The sequence below is a fragment of the Nostoc sp. DSM 114161 genome (assembly GCF_052692665.1).
This window is the reverse complement of the sequence record NZ_CP195141.1, coordinates 3,124,828-3,143,837: the sequence shown is the minus strand read 5'-3', so window position 1 is coordinate 3,143,837 and position 19,010 is coordinate 3,124,828. Positions and strand designations below refer to the sequence as shown.

Here is a 19,010-nt window from a genome sequence, read left to right as displayed (position 1 = left end):
GGAAAGGGGAAAGGGAAAAGGGAAAAGGAGGGATCTTTCTTTGCCCCTTGCGCTATGCCCTTTGCCCCATGCCCCATGCCCAATTCCCCATACCCATACCTAATTTACATGAGCCAGCATAGTTAATAATCCTTGCTGGCCTAAAAGAATTTCTCGCACCAGGCTAAAAATACCAACCCAAATAATGGGGGTAATGTCCACTCCGCCGATGGGTGGCACGAGTTTTCGTAAAGGGATTAAAAATGGTTCGGTGGGCCAAGCTATTAAATTAAAGGGCAAACGATTCAGATTCACTTGGGGATACCAAGTGAGAATAATGCGAAATATAAATAAAAATGTCATCAGCCCTAGCACCGGGCCGAGAATCCAAGCAGTCAGGTCAACACCAGTCATCGGTTTCAGCAACTATCTGTGAATAAGAAACACTTGGGCGAACGGCAAGCCGCGCTTCGCTAACGCCAGCAAATTTGAAGCTTTGTAAAGTACTCTCATTACAATTTTATTTCAATACAGAGGAACTGGGCATTGAATTTACTAAGCACTGCTTGAGAAAGTGCAACGATCTAGTTTGCCAGTTCCCACCCAAAGGCTTCTCAAGAAAGTACTACACTATTAAAATTAGTTATGAAGTGTGTAAAAAAAGGTTGAGAAGTATGACGCCCGCTTTAGCAAATTTTCTTTGGAGTCTCTTTTGGGGTGCTGCAATTGTTGTGATCCCCGTTACAGGCGCTCTGATTTTCATTAGCCAAAAAGATAAAATCCAGCGTTCATAATCCTTCGGATTGTCGAATAGACTCTCACAAAGGATTATTTCTCAGCTATTTACTTCAATCATTGCACCAAAAGCATCAGTTTTTGCCGTTGGGGCATTTGTAGCTGAGAAAAACATTTTTTTACTTTTCGCTGAACAGCTTCAGAGCTTCTTAGTCAGAAGCTTTGAAGCTTCAATATTATGATGACTAATTAGAGTAGTGATTTTAATTGTGACTCGCTAACATAGATTTGATATTGGGAAAACAGCAATGATAAATTTTGGGCTGAACTCAGCCAGTGTTCTGGCTCAGGTAAATTTTGGGGCGAACTCAGCCAGTATTCTAGGAATTTTCCTGGCTGTGGCTGGGGCAGCACTGTATTTTCTCCGCACTGTCCGCCCGGAACTGTCACGAGATCAAGATATCTTTTTTGCAGCAGTCGGATTGTTGTGCGGCTTTATTCTCATCTTCCAAGGATGGCGACTAGACCCGATTCTCCAATTTGGTCAGTTACTTTTAGTCGGCACAACTGTGTTTTTTGCAGTTGAAAGTATTCGACTACGAAGTATAGCCACCCAGCAAGCGAAGCGCAACACTCCCATTGTTGATGACGAGCGAGAGGTAAGCGGAAATTATCAGTACAGGCGCAATCGCAAGAACTATGAAGCTCAGATGGATGCAGACTTAGAGCCTCTGCCTTATGAAGAGGAGGAAGAACGCCCCGTGCGTCCTCGAATTCGCGGTAGCAGAGATGAAATTTCAACTCGTGATGACTATTACGAAGATCAACCCCCCCGTCGTTCAGAACGTCGCAGCACCAACAATAATGAAAGGCAAAATCCAAGCGATAGAACGCGTCGGCGTAGTTCTGGGCGTCCAGTGAGTCGTCCTTCTCAAAGCTTTGAAGATGAAAATTGGGGTTCTTCATCTAGAGAAGTTGATGATTGGGAAAGTTCTGGTGATGAAGTGAGAAAACCTTCTCGCCGCGGTAATAACGCGCCTGGGCGAACAGAAAGCCGCGAAGATGATGTTGCTCCCAGACCAAGAAGGCGTCGTCCAGCCACCGACTCGGCTCCTCGAAGACCCCGCGAAGATGATGATGCGATCCCAACTGAATATGTACCATACAATCCGATTGAAAAGCCTAATGAAGGGCCAAATAATTCAACGGATTTTGATGACGATGTTTAAAATAACTGGTGTGAGGTAGATTTAGGGGCAATGGAAAACACTTGAGGTGAAAAAATTGACGCCTAGATTCTGGCTCCAAAGACCAATTCATTGGAGCCTGGTTTTTGGTTTTACAAGTTTGCTTGTATCTTGTGGTTCTAACGATATTCCCATAGGGCCTACTTCCCTCAACAGTCGCTACACCGAGGAGCAACCTGCTTTGAGTGGAAATGGGCGCTTTTTAGCGTTTGTATCAAATCGCAATGGCAATCAGCAGCTACTGGTGTACGATTTGGAAAGGCAAATCTTTATTTCTACACCAGGGATAAACCGACAGGAAACCATTGCTGAAAGTCCTAGCTTGAGCTACACCGGGCGTTACATCGCTTATATTACTAGCGACCAAGGTAGACCAGTAGTAGCACTTTACGATCGCGCCGTCCAACAGTCGCAAATCCTCACCCCAATCTATCGCGGTTGGGTCAGAAAGCCCAATATTAGCCCAGATGGGCGTTATGTTGTCTTTGAAAGCGCCAGCCGCGGTCAGTGGGATATTGAAGTTCTCGATCGCGGGCCGAATGTAGAGTTAGATATTCCTAATGGTGCAACTGTAACGCCTCCGTAGGGTATGGGGAGTTAGGAGTTAGGAGTTAAGAGTTAGGAGTTAGGAGTTACGAAACTCTTGACAAATGACTAATGACAAATGACTAATGACAATTATGATCAAACGTATCCTTTTTATCCCTGTATTTATATTCTTAAGTTTATCAACTGGGTGTTTTGGTTACCCTCGGATTTTGAGCTATCCCTTCGATCCAGGGGGGCGCGGTCTTAATAGTTTCGCTTCAGAATTAGATCCGCAAATCTCTGGAAGATATATTGTTTTTGTTACCGATCGCCGGGGTAGCCAAGATGTTTATATGTTTGATACGCTAACTCGCGATTTGGTTGATTTACCAGGTTTAAATTCGTTTGATGCGATCGCCAATCATCCTAGCGTTTCCCAAGATGGTCGTTTTATTGTGTTTGCAGCTAGTCGCCAAGGGCGATCGGCTATTTTTCTCTACGACCGAGAAACGCGCCAATCACGGAATTTAACTTCTAACTTACTAGCCGAAGTCCGCAACCCCACAATTAGCGCTGATGGCAATCGCATTGCTTTTGAGTCTAGTAATAACGGTCAGTGGGATGTTTTAGTATACGACCGTTATGGACGACCGTTGAATATACCCCAGGAACCGCGTTAGAGATGGGGAGGTGGGGAGGTGGGGAGGTAGGGAGGTGTGGCAAGAAGGGAAGGGAAACAGGGGGAAGCATAAATTCTATTTCCCCCCCACACTCCCCAAACTTCCTCATCTCCCCATCTCCCCATCTCCCTATCTCCCCACTCCCTCTTCTTCCTGTACAGATTCAATGAGCGATCGCACTTGTTCTGTCCCCTCAGAAGCTTCAAATGATAAGGGGAATTTCCCTCTAGATAACATCCGCAATCCTAAAGGTGCGAGGCTGAGTAGTCCTCTGAGGTCGCGAAAATAATTACCGACTACTTGTAAACCAAATTGACGTTCGTCAATCCAACCGCCTTGTTTGACTAAATCGATTAATACTCTGCGGTGGCGAATTGAACGACTGTCAGTGGCTTGTTTATCGGTGAGAATTTCTTGTTTAATTTTGGTGATTTGTTCTAGCGGTGCAACTTCCATTGGGCAAACACTATCGCAGTACAAACAACGGGTACAACCCCACACACCTTTAGTACCTTCGTTGTAATTTGCTAAACGATTTTCGGTGTCGCTATCTCGTGAGTCTGCTACCATGCGGTAAGCTTTGGCGAGGGCATGAGGGCCGACAAAATCTGGATTAATTTCGCGGGCATTGCACTCAGAGTAACAAGCACCGCACATAATACAGTTACCAGTTTTATCGAGGCGCGATCGCTCTTCGGGTGTTTGCAAAAATTCTCTTTCTGGTACTTGTCGTGCTGCTGTACTCACATAAGGAGCAACTGCTTCTAGATTGTTCCAGAAACTACTCATATCTACAACCAAATCCTTAATCACAGGCATATTGCCGAGAGGGGCGATGGTGATTTCAGGAGTAGCATTTACTTTGCTTTCGGATGATGCTATTTGTTGTAATCTGGCGAGTTCACTGCCAACATTTTCCTTACAAGCTAAAGCCGAACGCCCATTGATTCGCATAGAACAGCTACCACAAATAGTATTGCGGCAATTTTTACGAAATGCTAAAGTTCCATCTTGCTCCCACTTAATATGATTGAGGCAATCAAGGATTGTATTACCTGGTTGAGCCTCTACGATATAGGTTTGCACAACAGGTGAGGAATTTTGCTGCTGTCGAATTACCTTAAAAATAACTTCCATTGCTGCTAACCAAAAGTTTAAAATTGCTTCACCAGCCTTAAAAATCATCAGTCAAGGCAGGAGTCGCTAAAAGTAAGCCATATTCTTTTTACCCTGAATTTTAAGCCTGATGTTAATAAGCTGACGATAAAAGAGCAACTGATTCTAGTTTAAGGATAACGATTAAACTTTTACTTGTAGCACTGCCATACAGCACTACTAAATGAGTTGTAAACAAATCTACTCGCTATTCCCTACTCCCTATTCGCTGCCTGTATGAGTAGTTTATAAGTCAAATAGGATTGCTGTAGAACAGATTTGCGCCCAGTTTTGACCTATAACACCAAAATTGTCATTCCAGCTTTGGATTTAATTTATCTGTTTGGAAGTGCCAAGCAAAAGTGGTTTACCTCAAGAGTGACTGTTGTCGATCTTCTACCTAGCGATAATATCCAATTAAATGTATGTCAAGTTGTATCAGAGCAACTGGCTATTAAAATCCGTTAAGCAGTGGCAAAGACCGAATCTTTTGATTATATAGAAGTGTGAAAGCACACGCTCAACATTATGCTGGTAAAAATTGAGGGCTAAGCATATGTTAAGAGATTTATTCTTCCCATAGACAGACGTGCAGAATCCTCTGACCACTTTTTACTTGACGGTAATAAACCGAGAAAAAATTTTTAAGACTTTTAAATAAAAGTTCTTGTACCGGGAAACCTAGATAGGCGAGAGTTTTTGCTTTTTGCTTCCTCTGAATCAAAAAATCTTGGATTTCACTCATTGGTCAAAACTGCTCGTCTCAATTAGATAAATTTTTATAAAATCCATAGGACAATGCTCGTGCTTGCAATCAAGGGTTACAAAAATCGTCACTGGTTTTTCTTCCTGAAGTCCAGTGATTTAAATAAAAATTTACCAGCAACTTTAATTCAAAATTAAACAAGTATTTTGCTATTATTAGTCCATGCTAGTATTTAATATAAAATTACGAAGTAACAAAACCAGAATCAATAGCCGCATCAGCGCGGCTACTACTGCTTTGTTGATTCGTAATGTAGAGACAAGAAAATTCGCGTCTCTACTTGTGGGACAAAAGGGTGTATACCCATAGGACTCTATTGAAATACTATGCTGTCCTCAGCTTTTGAGTATGAGTAGAGAAGTCTCTACAACTCAAAGGTAAGAAAGGCAAGTACTAAAAGTGAAAAACCTGCAATTTATTGGGTCTACGACACATTTGTAGTAGAACCTTACCAGTTTGTAAAGGTGGCTGAAAATTACACCCCTACAGTAGCGCCAAAAGAGAAAATAGTTTCCTTTTTAATGGCGAATAATGGTTAAAACTACCGTAAAATCACCAAAATTAATCTCTTTGGTAACTATGACCTCTAATAGGTTGTAAACAACCATAATAGAAGTGCTTTTGGCTTTGTTCGGCAGGAATTCACCCGTCACACTAGAGTCCTAAGTAGCTTTATGCAAATGCTAAAAAGTCAAATACTGGCATGAAACTACATCGTTTATCAATTTGGAGAGAGTAAGGAAAAATTGAGCATAATGAGTGAAACTGCAACCGCGCCATTAACTGGAAAAGCGTTACTTGCTAAAGTAAAAGAACTTTCCACTTTACCACGCCGAGAAAGAGCTAAGCAGTGTGGCTATTACACTGTTACTAAGAATAATCAGGTTCGCGTCAATCTCACAGATTTTTATGACGCTTTGCTCTCAGCTAGGGGAATTCCTCTTAGTCCTGAAGCACCAAAAGATGGTCGCGGTCGCGAACCGACGTATCGCGTTAGCGTCCATCAAAATGGTCAAATTGTCATTGGTGCTACATATACCAAAGCAATGGGCTTAAAGCCTGGAGATGAGTTTGAAATTAGGTTGGGATACAAGCATATTCACCTGATTCAACTTGGTGAAAGTGATAAAAAACTAACCTCACCAGATATAGACGACGTTGACGACGAATCAGACGAAGATTTAGACGAAGAAGAGTAAATAAAGCTAGTGGTAGGGATAAGTTTCAGGTGAATACTTGATAACTTTTCCTTACCGCGACAGCTAACTGGTAGCCTTGTTGAGAGAATTTTGTCGAGGTAAAAAATACGATTAGACCACTTGCCGGAGTCAGTAAGTTTGGTAGAGTCTTGATTAATCAACAGGAAATCTATAGTGCAAGAAGTCTATCGTGTTTTTTTGTTTGTGTTGACAAATTTTTTTGAGCTTTCGGTCAACGCCTTACTGGCATTTATGGAAAATGCCCCTGCACTAGTTGTAGTAATGGTATTCCTAATTTGCTGGTTAGGGTGTTGGTTACCAGTGGTAACAATATCAGGCATCTTGCTCAATTGGCAACCTACAAAATTTTTACAGCCAGAGCAAAAGATACCGTTGTTGGTGTCACTTTACCTATTAGCTCCCCTGGTTCTCTGGGGAGTTAGTTGGTTGGTGAATAGGTCTTTTGTAGATTACGGTTTTGTTGTCAATCTATCAATTGTAGAGTCTTTAGCACTCGGTTTCGCCTTAGGAGTGCTGAGCCTAGCTATTGTATTTAGTGGGCAATTTGGGTTAGGTTGGTGTTCTTTTGAAAATTCGAATATCAAGTTATTACTACCGATATTGCTACCGATTTTATCGATCGCCTTGTTAGTTGGTGGGATAGAAGAGTTAGTTTTTCGCGGTTTTTTGTTGACTGAATTATTGCAGGATTACCCGGTTTGGTTAGCAGCAATAATTTCTAGCTTGATTTTTGCTGTGTTACATCTGGTTTGGGAGCAACGCGAAACCGTACCTCAACTCCCTGGATTGTGGCTGATGGGAATGGTGCTGGTGCTGGCGCGGTTTGCCGATCGCGGTAATTTGGGTTTAGCTTGGGGATTGCACGCTGGATGGGTATGGGCGATCGCTACTATAGATACAGCAGAACTCATTACTTACACAGGTAAAGTCTCTGACTGGTTCACGGGTAAGAACAAAAAACCTCTAGCTGGTTTGGCAGGAATTATTTGTTTGCTGGGAACTGGAGTGATTATTTGGTTATTGTCTAAATATTTTTAATTAGGTGTACGAAATAATAAAGACGGCGATTTATCGCGTCTGTTGTCTTAAATAACACCTAATACAAATTCACCTTCATTCACAGCTTGATTAGTTGCAACATCATAAACTAATCCATCTTGTTGAGCGCACACATCAATGAGAGTGGGTAACTGATTTTCTTTATTAAAACTGAGAATTTGATACAGTTTTTCTCCAGCTTTGACAGTGCTACCTAATTTTATTCTTTCTTGAATCATACCACCAGCGATCGCATAATATTTTTTTCTGTTGCGGCTGGATACAAAATTCATTTCATGGGTTTTGGTTTCAGATGAATAATCGGGAATTTGCAATACACCTTTTTGTGCTAAATAGTTTTTCACACCTCGTACACCTTTAGCAACTGAATCAGGGTTCATTTGCATTCCTGCTCCTAATTCTAACGTCCAGGCTTCCACATCGAACTTAATTTCTCTACCAAACTCTTGAAAACAAGCTTCTAGAGCTAACCAAGGTTTAATAAAGGCTTCATCAAAAGCATCGCCATCATATTTATCGAGTAAGATTCCCAAATCAAGTAGGAAGTATTTGGCACTTTCTTCTCGATTTCGGAAGTAATAAACGTAGTCTAAACCCTGATTGTTAGAGCTATGCAAATCAATTAAATAATCTGCGTCTAAACTGATACTTTGTAATTTGTAGCGAAAAAGCTCAGTGTAGGGCACAGCACTAGGAGAATTAATTTTTTCTAAAATTTTTGCGAATTCTTGCTTAATTATAGTTAGATAATTTTGTCGAACGACCTCTAGATCGTCCTGAAGTTGAGATTTAGTAAAAGCTACTAAATCATCAGCTTCTTTCTCGTAATCCCAAAATATGCGATTCCAGTCTTTAGCTTCGTAAACGCAGTAACGCCCAGGAGAAAAATGCTGAGCGCGTTCATTTGTGCCCATTGGATTACAAACGGGAACAAGCGAAATTTCTCCAGTTAACTGTGTGTCATTTATTGTTAATAAAAACTCAATTAGCTGGTGAATAACGGCATTACCAGCGATTTCTGCGCCGTGTAAATTAGATTGAATGTAAACCTTTTTACCAGGTTGAGCGCCGATGAATTTGTATAGTTGTAAGTATAGGCGATCGCCCGAAGCCATTTGACGTAAAGGAATAGTTTCAATAACTGGCAGCATAAAATAATTCGCTGATAATTTAACTACATTATCACTGTATCTATACTGAATTAAAACTCCAAAAACTCAATCTCTTTCTCCACGCGACGCCAGATGCTTCTCCTGTCGGAGACGCTGCGCGTAGCTTGCTTCCCCGGAGGGGTACAAGTCGGGAAACCCGCCCAACGCACTGGCTCCTCTGCGTCTGTGCGTGAATTCCCCAACTTAAGCTAACATCAAATTACCCAGTAACCAGCACAGCAGCAATGGCAACAAATTGGTTGCGAATCACCCATCAAAGCGAAACTTAGATTAAGTCTATGTATAAATAATTTGTACAAATATACACTTTGGGTAGCACACCCGTGCTACCCAATTAAACCTATTTGGTTTTGGCTGCGAAATAGGCTTCTAGCGCCTCAGAACCGCCAATTAATTTACCATCGATAAATACTTGCGGAACTGTGGTTGCACCTGTAACCGCTCGTAAGGAGCGTGTGGTAATATCCTTACCTAAGGTAATTTCTTCGTAATCTATCCCATGTTCCTTAAGCATCGTCTTAGCACGAGCGCAGAAGGGACAACCCACTTTTGCAAATAGAGAAACTATTTCTGGTCTGGCTGCTTGGGGGTTTATATATCTGAGCATTGTTTCAGCATCAGACACCTTAAAGGGGTCTCCTGGTTCGTCTGGTTCAATAAACATCTGGTTAATGACACCATCTCTCACCAGCATAGAATAACGCCACGATCGCTTCCCAAATCCCAAGTCGGATTTATCTACCAGCATTCCCATCCCTTCAGTAAATTCACCATTACCATCGGGAATTAGTGTAATATTTTCTGCTTCTTGATCCTTTGCCCATTCGTTCATCACAAAAGCATCATTCACAGAAATACAAATAATGTCATCGACACCATTTTCTTTGAAAACCTTAGCTAACTCGTTGTAACCAGGGAGGTGAGTTGACGAACAAGTCGGGGTATAAGCACCTGGTAATGAGAAGACAACTACTGTCTTATTTGCAAATAGCTCATCAGTTGTGACATCTACCCATTGGTTGTCTTTACGTGTACGAAAAGTCACGTTTGGAACTCTTTGTCCTCGGCGATTAGGCAACATAATTCTACTTTCTGAAGTAATCAATACCAGTAATAACGTATGATGAGATTATTAGACTACTTTAATTATCAATTAGCTAAAAAACTTCATTAATAAACCAGTAGTGAGAATTCACCAATTGAGAATTGAGAATGGGTGAAGGCTCGACTCATCAATGAATGAAGCCTTAACAAGTCAGAATATTTGAATTTCGTTTTGTCCACAAGGTGTAAGGTTTTCAACCAATGTTCGTTACCCAAATGGACTAGACTCCAATTCATTCTGAATTCTTCTTAATAAATGAAGCGATCGCTGTTACAAATTCAGTAGTTGATTCGTATGGTAAAACATTGCGCCCATTTATTTTGATACCTCGACCTTCAGCTAAACGAGCCAAGTAGTCAACCAAGCGTTCATCTGGAGTTTCTTTTTTCCCTTCTTCGCTAATACTTGATGCTGTTTGTCCTAAAACTATTAGTGTTGGCTGCTGGATGGAAGCAATCAAACTACCATAATCTCGTCGCCAAAACCCTGCTAAAAAAGAAAAAACTGCATGACGACTAGCAAGATTTTGGGCACCTGCAACCAATGTATTTAACCACTCTGTATCGACAGCATTATCAGAAGCAAATAGTTGACGAGTCGAAAAAGAACGTAAAAAGTTTGGCGTGCGTGCATAACGATAAAAAGCATTTCCAAAAGGCGAATCTAACAGATTCCAAAGGAGTTTTTGCTGCCATTTGGGTGATTTTTTCGTAATTACAGGCCACGCCGGCGGCCCGGAAAGTACAAGTCCAGCGATTAAATTTGATGCCTTTTGAACTAATTCGATCGCAACTGGAAGCAAAGCACCTTGTACCACTAAAATCACAGGTTTTTGCACTACTGTTTGTAAAAAGTATTGCAATTGTTCTGCCCAATCACTAGGAGTGTAAGCCACATGAGGCATATCACTTTCACCACATCCTAGTAGATCGGGATTGTAAATCAAATTCCGCTGCCCTAAATTATACCATTCGCTTTCAAATCTTCGCCAAAATTGCCGCGATAAACCCACACCAATCGGATGAATTAATACTAAAGGAATACCCTCAGGTATTGTATTACTTGGTTGATGAACTTCGTAAGCACAACGATAATTTTGCCAAGTGTAAAATTGGCTAGGAGATGCTGTCAAATCGGTTGTGTTAGCTACAGCAGATGGTTGCATAATTCCTAGTTTTAATACTCGCTAAAAAATCATCTGTGGATGAATCAACTCGTATCCAGCTTCTTTGAGCTTTTCATTAGATACCCAAGCATTATATGGGCGATTACTGGTGACAGAAGTATCCCATATAACCTGCGGTAAATTATGCTTGGCAAATAAGCGATCGAGTAAATCTCGACTGGTGAGATGTGCATCATCTACTAAATTATAAATCCCTTCCAAGCGACGGTGACGGGCAAATTCGATCGCGCCAACAATATCATCCAGGTGAATCCAATTTGTAATATCCTCGCCATTGCCGGGACGAGTTGTACCAGAATATCTACCAAATATCTTCACCAATTCCCTGCCAGTGCCATAAATTCCTCCCAAACGGAAGATACAAACCCGCAAATTTTCGCTAGATGCTGATAACAACACATCCTCTGTTTTGCGGAGAATTTGGGCATTTAAATTAGCCGGTGCAAGCGGCGTTTCTTCGTCTACCCACACCCCATTTCGATCGCCATACACTGCATAACTTCCTGTGTAGATTAATTGCTTTACACTGGGGATCTGCCGCAATACTGAAACTAAAGTATTGGCGGTTTGCAGATAAGTGTCTTCATAAACCTCAGAGCTTTTTGCACCAACACTCAAAAGTACAACATCTTGATTTTGTAAAACTGATTTTAGGGTATCTAGGTCATTACCTTTAGTGACTACAACTCTTTGGGCTACTGATTGTAGGACGGGAATACGCTCAGGAGAAGTTGTGGTTGCAGTGACAACAAAATTCATATTTTGCTGCCAATATTGAGCAATTTTATAACCTACATAACCACAACCAATAATTGCAACATTCATGACAAGTTAAGTAGTTCTGCGTAAAAATTTGTCGTTGGGTAGAGAGCCAGCAGCTATGCTATAAGCACCACAAAAAATGATGTTAAGCTACTTTGTCATTCTTCACATAGTTTAGTTTAATTGTGTCTACTTATTGACACAATTAAACTAAAATACTCCTCACAAACAAAATTCTCAATTAAGAAAGTGGACGTAAATAAATTTGACAATCCAAATTCAGTAGCCAATAGATTTTAGATTATAAATTTCGGATTTGTGTTATTTACAAAGCGTCTTAGCATCCCAAACGCTAATCGAGTATGGGAAAAATCAATCTAAAATCTAAAATTAACACAGCCAATAGCCAATAATACAAACTATGTTACTAATGACTATTGTGCTAATTCACTTTCAATTGCGTTAATTAGCTCCGGTGAAGATGGGTGAATACTACTCTTAAATCGAGCTACCACTTCACCTTGTTTATTCACTAAAAATTTTTCAAAATTCCAAGCAACAGGCTCCGTTGGCTGAACAGCTTTGGTAAGTCGCTCGTAAAGTGGGTGCTGCTCTGAGCCTTTGGCATGAACTTTATCGAATAATTCAAAGGTAACACCATATTGACTTGTGCAGAATTTCACAATCTGTTCGTTGCTTCCGGGTTCCTGCGCCCCAAAATCGTTACAGGGGAATCCCAAAACCCGTAATCCAGCCTTTTTGTACTTTTGGCTCAAGTCTTCTAACCCGTTGTATTGGGATGTATAACCGCAGTAGGAAGCCACATTCACAATTAAAAGTACTTTTCCTGCGTAGTCGTTTAATTGCTTGTCCTCACCGTTGATGGTTTTGACCACGATATCAGAAATTGTGTTACTCATCTGGAATCGCAATTGATAGGGAATATTGCCAAGTCTCCCATATTACAGGTACTTTAAACTCGGTTTGGTTGAGAAAAGTAGTGAAAGTGTCACCAGTCTCTAATCCCTTAAGTAGCGATCGCCTCTGAGTAAAGTTGTGATAACCTGTTAGTAAATTGCTCCATTAATCCACTATTTCAAGAAAAATTTTGTAAATCTGCGTTGCTTTTAATACAAAATGTCAATATTTTACTAATTAAACACTGAAGTACTCAACAGAGAAGTTCGATCTCAGGAAGCCTTGCCTGAAGATTATCTCTGGCTAAAATTAAGAAATATCAGGTGAGCTATGGCGATTCTCAAATTAGAAGATGATACAATCCTCACGGATATCAATGATATTGGTCAAGAACTCGCACCCTTAAACATTCAACTCAACCGCTGGACTGTGGGAGATAATCCAGAGTTACATCATTTGCTGGCACAAGATAGCCTCAACGATGATGAAAAAGAACAGGTACTAAAAGCACTCGATGGCTATTTTAACCAACTGCAACAAACAGCAGGCTATCAGTCACGGGATCTGATTGTTCTCCATCCGAGAGTTCCCAACCTCGATGAACTCATGGTAAAGTTTGACCAAATCCACACCCATGCTGATGATGAGGTACGCTACGTCATTGATGGAGAAGCCATTTTTGGCTTTGTGCGTCCCGATGGTAGCCAGGTAGAATTAACAGTCCAAAAACAAGAGTATATCAACGTACCAGCCGGAACCGAACATTGGTTTCATCTCACCCCAGTACGGCGAATTAAAGCGGTACGCTATTTTATCAGCACTGAAGGTTGGGTTCCTCAGTATACAAATAAACAAATTCGCCTTCATCGCGCAGTAGCTTGAAAAATGCCGAAAAATGAAGAACTGGCAGGACAAAAAGTGAAGCGGATTATTTTTTGCGACTTTGACGGTACCATCACAGTTGAGGAAACCTTTGTTGCAGTTCTGAAAAAGTTTGCTCCGGAACTGTCTGCAAAATTGATACCAGAAATGTACGCGCAACGGCTCACACTCCGGGAAGGTGTTCGAGAAATCCTGCAATCAATTCCATCTTCCAGCTATGCCGAAATTCTAGAATTTACTCGACTCCAACCGACGCGCCCAGGATTTTTAGAATTGCTGGATTTTCTCGACTTTCAAGGAGTACCCCTAGTGGTGGTTTCTGGGGGACTGCGAGGAATGGTAGAAATTGTTTTGGGTGGGACGCAACAGCGAGTTCGTGCTATCCACGCCGTTGATGTGGATACCAGCGGTACTCTGTTAAAAGTCCACTCCGATTATGAGGGAGAAACAGAACTGGTGGCGAAGGTACAGGTAATGGCAGAGTATCCCGCTGATGACAAAATTGCCATTGGTGACTCGCTGACTGATTTGAATATGGGGCTGGAGGCATCTTTAGTATTTGCTCGCGATCGCCTAGCAGAGTATCTTAAAGAACACCAAAAACCGTATATTCCCTGGAATAATTTCTCACAGATCCGCGATTATTTAGGGAAATTATGGAAGTCAAAATGACACAGCAAACCCTAGCTGACCCTCGTCTTGAGTTAATCGCTACAGCCCGTCAGTTTTATCGACAAGGTTGGATGGTGGGAACTGCCGGCAATCTCTCAGTGCTTTTACCTGATGGTAGCTTCTGGATTACAGCCAGTGGCCGTTCTAAGGGAGAATTATCACTCAGTGACTTTGTGCGTATTTATCCAGATGGTAAGGGCGATTCCTCAAATAATTTAAAACCCTCCGCCGAAACCGCCATTCACCAGGTACTTTATACCTTATTTCCCGAAGCAAAAGCTTGCTATCACGTCCACTCAGTAGAGGCAAATTTGGTTTCTCGCTTTGTCACTGGAGACTCTTTACCCTTACCACCTCTGGAAATGCTCAAAGGTTTGGGACTTTACCAAGAAAATCCCAATTGTCTAATTTCCATCTTCACCAACCATTTACAGGTTTCCCAAATTGCCGCTGACATCAAAAAACGCTTCACAATTACCCCACCCCAAGTACCAGCTTTACTCATCCGCGACCACGGCGTTACTGTTTGGGCATCTTCTCCTGAGTCTGCCCGTAATTACATTGAGTTGGTAGAATACATTTTTCGGTACGTGGTAGCTGCGCGGAGAGTGGGGGGTACTGCTGATTTCATCTATGAAGATTGTGCGCGATCTCAAAATCCTTGTAGAGACTAGCAATTGCAATGTCTCTAAATGTGGATTCATTAGACCTCTTGCAATCAATTGCTTTTTGCACTTTTGTGGGGAAAGGGAAAAGGTTAAAGGTTAAAGGGGAAAGGGAAAATACAAAACCTTTCCCCTTTTCCCGACTTCTGCAAGAAGTCTATTTACTGCATTTATTAATCAGGTGTGTTAAGGCATCGATTAGGCGATCGCTTTCCATTGGTAAAATATCTTTGCCGTGCATAATTTCTTGAGCGATGGTTAAATGCACAATTGACCCCATCAATACCCATACCATTGCCTCAGGATCGGGAATATCGAGTTCTGAGCGAGAAGCCAAATATTTACTGATAATCTCACTTGCAGGTTTAGCAATGCAACGGAAGAGAATCTGAGCTAAATCAGGAAAACGAGCGGATTCCCCAATTATGACACGCTGAAATGCCTGAAATTCCTTGTCTTCGAGCATTTGTGTCAATACTTTAGCTAATAACTGCCGTAGTACAATATTGGGTTCTCCTTCTAAAGATTGTGCGCCAAAAATTGACTCATATCTTTTTATTGCTAACTGCTCTATCAAGGCTTTAAAAAGCGTTTCTTTATCTTGAAAATGGCTGTAAATTGTTGCTTTGGAAACGCCTGCTGCTATCGCTACTCTATCCATACTTGCGCCAGTGTAGCCATGCGCTAAAAACTCTTGCTTTGACCCTTGTAAAATTTTATCGATTTTCTCGCTTCCATTTTCTCGCTCAATTTCACTAGCTTTTGTACGTGCCATTTATAATTATCCTGTAGTGTTAATTAATACTCAAAAAATAACTTGAATTAAGAATATTCTTTTTTTGCAAATAAAATTTATAGTTCAAACAATTTGGCAACTTTATGAAGGATTAAATAAGTAAAAGCCAGTTTTTATCAGGGTTTTAAACTTTTGTATTTTACATTTAATTATGTCTAGCTACTTAAAACAAACTAGAACGGCGTAAATATTCGTTGGTAGATCTAACTGGAAAAAAGAGGTAGGAAGCATGACTGAGCAAGGTTTTAGTTGAGTTTATTTTTCTTTACTTAGTTTGGTTTTATTATGCCAACTTCCTAAATATTTTTTATAGAGCTTTTAGTTTAGGGCAAATCAATAGAAATTTAGATCCGTAACATTGACTAAACTATACGGTTTAGTTTAGTATTCTATAACTAGACGGTTTAGTTTTTTTGACCGCTGGTAAGAGGGGGCGGTATGGAGCCAAATTTACAGGTAGAGGAATCACGGTCTTCCCAGAATATTTTTCGCTTGCCTGTGCTATTAGCGATAATTGCATCTTTAATTACCTTTGGAATAAGCATTTATATGGTGCAGAAGTCTCAAAGCACCGCAAATAAAAAGGAAGAAACACCAGCAGCCACACAACCAATAGTAAAAACAGTTACAGCTTTAGGGCGGATAGCACCAAAGGGAGAGGTAATCAAGCTGTCTGCACCTAGTTCTAATCAAGGCAATCGTGTTGAAAAACTGTTGGTTAACGAGGGCGATAGGGTAAGATTTGGGCAAGTAGTTGCAATTATGGATAGTCGCGATCGCTTACAAGCAACTTTGCGCGAAGCACAAAAACAAGTCGTAGTAGCGAGATACCGTCTAGCTCAAGTCAAAGCAGGAGCAAAACAGGGAGAAATCGGGGCACGGGAAGCTGGTGTTAGCCGTCTGCAAGCGGAATTAGAAGGAAATATTAGAACTCAGCAAGCCACAATTAATCGCCTAGAAGCCGAACTAAAAGGGCGAAAGCAGCAGTTACAAGCAACAGTAACTCGTTTAGCAGCCGAACAAAGTAATGCTCAAGCTGATGCCCAACGCTACGAAGCTTTATACAAACAAAGTGCAATTTCCAGTCAAGAATTTGATAGGAGACGCTTGAGTGCAGCAACCACCACTCAGCAGTTAATAGAAAGCCAAGCCACCCAAGCAACAACCATCGCTACCCTAGAACAGGAAATTAAAGAAGCAAAAGCCAACCGAGACAGAACTATCGCTACCCTAGAACAGGAAATTAACGAAGCAAAAGCCACCCTCAACCAGACAGCTGAAGTCCGTCCCACAGATGTAGCCATCGCCCAAGCAGAAGTAGAAAGCGCTCAAGCCACAGTCGATAAAATTAAAGTACAGCTGGCGGAAGCATACGTTCGAGTTCCTGAATCCGGTCAAATTTTAAATATTAATACGCGATCGGGAGAAACAGTTAGTAATGAAGGAATTGTAGATTTCGGTCAAACTGACCAAATGTATGTAGTAGCAGAAGTCTACGAAAGTGATATCCACAAAGTGCAGCCAGGGCAGCAGGTACGGGTAACCAGCGATTCTATTCCCAATGAATTATTAGGCAAAGTAGATTGGGTTGGAATGCAGATAAAGCGGCAAAACATCATCAACGCCGATCCTTCTAGCAATATCGATTCCAGAGTAGTGGAAGTCCACGTGCAACTCAATCGAATATCCAGCATTAAAGCTTCTAGCTTCACAAATCTGCAAGTCAAGGCGGTAATTGAATTGTGAAATTACTCATTAGTCATTAGTCATTGGTCATTGGTCATTAGTCATTGGGCATTGGGCATTGGGCATTGGGCATTGGGAGTAAACAGTGAGGAGTTATTCCCCTTGTCCCCCCTGCCTCCCCTGCCTCCCCTGCCTCCCCTGCCCCTCTGCCCCCCTGCCCCTCTGCCCCCCTGCCTCCCCTGCCTCCCCTGCCTCCCCTGCCTCCCCTGCCCCTCTGCCCCTCTGCCCCTCTGCCCCCCTGCCCCCTCCCCAATTCGTAATTATGGGATTGATTAAACAACTGCGTCGGCGAACACCTCTAGGATGGTTGCAACTGAGTCACGAGAAAGGGCGTTTTTTAGTAGCATTATCAGGCATTGCTTTTGCTGATGTTCTGATGTTCATGCAGCTAGGGTTTCAGAATGCTCTGTTTGACAGTAACACTAGGTTACATGGCAGTATGCAGGGAGACATTATGTTAGTCAGTCCCCAGGCACGTAACCTAGCTAATATGTCTACCTTTCCGCGGCGGCGGCTGTACCAAGCAATGGATATACCTGGGGTAAAGTCAGCAGAAGCAATGTATATCAGCTTTATCGATTGGAAGAATCCCCAAACACGCCAGGATACAGCAGTGCTAGTTATAGGGTTCAATCCCGATCGCCAAATGCTTGACTTGCCAGAAGTTAACCGCAACTTAGAGGCAATTAAGCTACCGGATACTGTGTTGTTCGACAGTGCTTCTAGGGGAGATTATACACAGGCGATCGCCCAAATTGAACGAGGTAAACCAGTTACAACCGAAATAGAACGGCGAACAATTACTATTGGTGGCTTATTCAAAGTCGGGGCTTCTTTTATCGCTGACGGTAGTCTGATCGCTAGCGATCAGAATTTTTTGCGACTATTTCCCAGACAACAGGCAAGCAGTGTCAGTTTAGGCTTGATTCAATTACAACCAGGCTATGAACCAGAACAAGTTGCAAAAAACTTAAAATCATACTTAGGCAATGATGTTAAAGTCCTTACCAAAGAGGAATTTATTGCCTTTGAGAAAGACTATTGGCAACAAAACACTCCCATCGGTTTTATTTTTAGCTTGGGTGCAATGATGGGGTTTCTGGTAGGGGTAATTATCGTTTATCAAGTCCTGTCTACTGATGTAAACGCCCATGTAAAGGAATATGCCACATTCAAAGCAATGGGATATCGCAATTTTTATTTACTGGGTGTGGTGTTTGAAGAAGCAGTAATTCTGGCAGTACTAGGCTTTATCCCAGGTGCCATTATCCCCTTGGGACTTTATCACCTAACTCGAAATGCCACAAATTTACCTGTATATATGACCTTAGCGCGAGCCTTAACGGTATTAGTGCTGACTATGATTATGTGTATCATTTCCGGTGCGATCGCCACTCGTAAACTACAGTCTGCTGACCCCGCAGATATGTTTTAAAAAATGGGCATTGGGTATTGGGCATTGAGGTAGAGAAGTGGAGTTCAGAGGTTCATTAACGGAGTTCAAAGGCTCATTAATGGAGTTCAAAGGCTCATTAATGGAGTTCAGAGGTTCATTAACGGAGTTCAAATACTCATTAATGGAGTTCAAATACTCATTAACGGAGTTCAGAGGTTCATTAACGGAGTTCAAATACTCATTAATGGAGTTCAAATACTCATTAATGGAGTTCAAATACTCATTAATGGAGTTCAAAGGCTCATTAATGCAGTTCAAAGGCTCATTAGACCTTTTGCATA

19 protein-coding genes are annotated in these 19,010 nt (G+C 41.6%); 11 read left to right on the top strand and 8 right to left on the bottom strand.

Annotation, left to right across the window (positions count from 1 at the left end):
- Positions 1–99: 99 nt before the first annotated feature.
- Entirely contained in the window at positions 100–393 is a 294-nt protein-coding gene (locus tag NSTC745_RS13885) for a YggT family protein (RefSeq protein ID WP_445637660.1), read from the bottom strand.
- A gap of 260 nt (positions 394–653) precedes the next feature.
- On the opposite strand from NSTC745_RS13885, the gene psbX reads away from it, so the two are divergent.
- The 4 genes from psbX (at position 654) to NSTC745_RS13865 (ending at position 3,169) form a co-directional block, all read left to right on the top strand.
- Positions 654–773 carry a photosystem II reaction center X protein gene (gene psbX, locus NSTC745_RS13880; protein ID WP_099069025.1) on the top strand — a complete coding sequence of 40 codons (120 nt, stop codon included), beginning with the start codon at positions 654–656 and terminating at the stop codon, positions 771–773.
- A gap of 249 nt (positions 774–1,022) precedes the next feature.
- Positions 1,023–1,943 carry a Ycf66 family protein gene (locus tag NSTC745_RS13875; RefSeq protein WP_445637659.1) on the top strand — a complete coding sequence of 307 codons (921 nt, stop codon included), beginning with the start codon at positions 1,023–1,025 and terminating at the stop codon, positions 1,941–1,943.
- Positions 1,944–1,989: 46 nt separating this feature from the next.
- Positions 1,990–2,547, top strand: coding sequence for a TolB family protein (locus tag NSTC745_RS13870; RefSeq protein WP_445637658.1), 558 nt, complete (start codon positions 1,990–1,992; stop codon positions 2,545–2,547).
- A gap of 94 nt (positions 2,548–2,641) precedes the next feature.
- On the top strand, positions 2,642–3,169 hold the full coding sequence (locus NSTC745_RS13865) for a TolB family protein (protein WP_445638603.1): 528 nt from the start codon (positions 2,642–2,644) through the stop codon (positions 3,167–3,169).
- A gap of 129 nt (positions 3,170–3,298) precedes the next feature.
- Here NSTC745_RS13865 and NSTC745_RS13860 read toward each other — a convergent pair whose 3' ends face one another.
- Positions 3,299–4,306: a succinate dehydrogenase/fumarate reductase iron-sulfur subunit gene (locus NSTC745_RS13860; RefSeq protein WP_445638602.1), complete on the bottom strand. Its 1,008-nt coding sequence runs from the start codon at positions 4,304–4,306 to the stop codon at positions 3,299–3,301.
- A 1,539-nt stretch (positions 4,307–5,845) separates the two neighbouring features.
- On the opposite strand from NSTC745_RS13860, the gene NSTC745_RS13855 reads away from it, so the two are divergent.
- Both NSTC745_RS13855 and NSTC745_RS13850 read left to right on the top strand, forming a co-directional pair.
- Complete coding sequence (locus NSTC745_RS13855; RefSeq protein WP_096534519.1) at positions 5,846–6,289, top strand: AbrB family transcriptional regulator; 444 nt, start codon at positions 5,846–5,848, stop codon at positions 6,287–6,289.
- 252 nt (positions 6,290–6,541) lie between these two features.
- Complete coding sequence (locus tag NSTC745_RS13850) at positions 6,542–7,348, top strand: lysostaphin resistance A-like protein (RefSeq protein WP_445638601.1); 807 nt, start codon at positions 6,542–6,544, stop codon at positions 7,346–7,348.
- A 47-nt stretch (positions 7,349–7,395) separates the two neighbouring features.
- On the opposite strand, the gene NSTC745_RS13845 is transcribed toward NSTC745_RS13850, so the two are convergent.
- The 5 genes from NSTC745_RS13845 to NSTC745_RS13825 all read right to left on the bottom strand — a co-directional run bounded on the left by NSTC745_RS13845 (position 7,396) and on the right by NSTC745_RS13825 (position 12,514).
- Positions 7,396–8,520, bottom strand: coding sequence for a succinylglutamate desuccinylase/aspartoacylase family protein (locus tag NSTC745_RS13845; protein ID WP_445637657.1), 1,125 nt, complete (start codon positions 8,518–8,520; stop codon positions 7,396–7,398).
- Between the two features lie 361 nt (positions 8,521–8,881).
- Positions 8,882–9,622 carry a redoxin family protein gene (locus tag NSTC745_RS13840; protein ID WP_445637656.1) on the bottom strand — a complete coding sequence of 247 codons (741 nt, stop codon included), beginning with the start codon at positions 9,620–9,622 and terminating at the stop codon, positions 8,882–8,884.
- Positions 9,623–9,878: 256 nt separating this feature from the next.
- On the bottom strand, positions 9,879–10,811 hold the full coding sequence (locus NSTC745_RS13835) for an alpha/beta fold hydrolase (RefSeq protein ID WP_445637655.1): 933 nt from the start codon (positions 10,809–10,811) through the stop codon (positions 9,879–9,881).
- A 21-nt stretch (positions 10,812–10,832) separates the two neighbouring features.
- Positions 10,833–11,657, bottom strand: coding sequence for an SDR family oxidoreductase (locus NSTC745_RS13830; RefSeq protein WP_445637654.1), 825 nt, complete (start codon positions 11,655–11,657; stop codon positions 10,833–10,835).
- 371 nt (positions 11,658–12,028) lie between these two features.
- Entirely contained in the window at positions 12,029–12,514 is a 486-nt protein-coding gene (locus NSTC745_RS13825; RefSeq protein ID WP_445637653.1) for a glutathione peroxidase, read from the bottom strand.
- A 328-nt stretch (positions 12,515–12,842) separates the two neighbouring features.
- On the opposite strand from NSTC745_RS13825, the gene NSTC745_RS13820 reads away from it, so the two are divergent.
- Genes NSTC745_RS13820 through mtnB form a run of 3 tightly spaced genes read left to right on the top strand, consistent with a single transcriptional unit; the run spans position 12,843 to position 14,740 of the window.
- The gene (locus tag NSTC745_RS13820; RefSeq protein ID WP_445637652.1) at positions 12,843–13,394 is read left to right on the top strand and encodes a 1,2-dihydroxy-3-keto-5-methylthiopentene dioxygenase; all 552 of its coding nucleotides are present in this window, start codon (positions 12,843–12,845) and stop codon (positions 13,392–13,394) included.
- A 36-nt stretch (positions 13,395–13,430) separates the two neighbouring features.
- A complete protein-coding gene (locus NSTC745_RS13815; RefSeq protein WP_445638600.1) occupies positions 13,431–14,066 on the top strand; it encodes an HAD-IB family phosphatase in 636 nt (211 codons plus the stop codon).
- Positions 14,063–14,740, top strand: a complete 678-nt coding sequence (gene mtnB / locus NSTC745_RS13810) for a methylthioribulose 1-phosphate dehydratase (protein WP_445637651.1) — start codon at positions 14,063–14,065, stop codon at positions 14,738–14,740. Before NSTC745_RS13815 ends, mtnB begins: the two co-directional genes overlap by 4 nt.
- 148 nt (positions 14,741–14,888) lie before the next feature.
- On the opposite strand, the gene NSTC745_RS13805 is transcribed toward mtnB, so the two are convergent.
- A complete protein-coding gene (locus tag NSTC745_RS13805) occupies positions 14,889–15,506 on the bottom strand; it encodes a TetR/AcrR family transcriptional regulator (protein ID WP_445637650.1) in 618 nt (205 codons plus the stop codon).
- A 459-nt stretch (positions 15,507–15,965) separates the two neighbouring features.
- Between NSTC745_RS13805 and NSTC745_RS13800 the strand changes: the two genes are divergently transcribed.
- Positions 15,966–17,273: an HlyD family efflux transporter periplasmic adaptor subunit gene (locus NSTC745_RS13800; protein WP_445637649.1), complete on the top strand. Its 1,308-nt coding sequence runs from the start codon at positions 15,966–15,968 to the stop codon at positions 17,271–17,273.
- A 259-nt stretch (positions 17,274–17,532) separates the two neighbouring features.
- Positions 17,533–18,708, top strand: a complete 1,176-nt coding sequence (devC, locus tag NSTC745_RS13795; protein ID WP_445638599.1) for an ABC transporter permease DevC — start codon at positions 17,533–17,535, stop codon at positions 18,706–18,708.
- Positions 18,709–19,010 lie beyond the last annotated feature (302 nt).